Origin of the sequence: Vibrio sonorensis (genome assembly GCF_001854765.1) — a bacterium.
GTDB lineage: Bacteria > Pseudomonadota > Gammaproteobacteria > Enterobacterales > Vibrionaceae > Vibrio > Vibrio sonorensis.
Genome location: NZ_LJJE01000077.1, coordinates 1 through 782, shown reverse-complemented (window position 1 = coordinate 782; position 782 = coordinate 1). Strand labels below are relative to the sequence as shown.

Genomic DNA, 782 nt, shown 5'->3' with positions numbered 1-782 from the left:
GTCCCGTCCTGAAATGTGTTTACACATTGAGGACGAATTATGACTACTCCAAATAATACCTACGTTAAGCGCACTCAGCGTGATTACACACTAGGCTTTAAATTACAGGTTGTCGCTGCTGTAGAAAGAGGCGACATGACTTATAAACAAGCCCAAGATATCTATGGAATCCAAGGTCGCTCTACCGTTTTAACTTGGCTTCGAAAGCACGGCAAGATGGATTGGACGCAATCCCCAAGGAGGAATGTCATGCATCAATCAGCTAAATCAAAAGAGTCCCCTGCACAAAAAATTAAACGACTCGAGAAAGAGCTCGAAGACGAGAAGATAAGAACACTCTTCCTCAACAGAGTGATTGATATCCTTGATGCTGAGCATGGGACCAACCTTAGAAAAAAGTATATCGACAAGGGGCAAGAAGCCTTCAAGAACAAGAAAGAGTGAGTCTAGCGAGAGTCTGTAAGCTATGTGGAATATCAAGACAGAGTGTTTATCAGCGAGAAAGGCGTGCTGTACAACGTCAGCTTGACCTTAAGCCAGTTAAGCAAATGGTACTCGATATTCGACGTTACATGCCAAGGCTCGGCACTCGAAAACTCTATTACCTGCTGAAACCGAAGTTAGCAAAAGCTAGGCATTAAATTAGGTCGAGATGCTCTGTTCGAATATTTACGTGATGAACAACTATTGGTCCGACCAAAACGTAGCTTCATCAAAACCACGAACAGTAGGCACTGGATGAAAAAACACCCTAACTTACTTAAAGAGTCTGAGCCTCACAA

At 43.1% G+C, this 782-nt stretch carries 1 pseudogene; it reads left to right on the top strand.

The annotated features are described in order from the left end of the window. Positions 1-39: 39 nt before the first annotated feature. A pseudogene (locus BLO31_RS23185) lies at positions 40-782 on the top strand (transposase family protein); the annotation flags it as partial.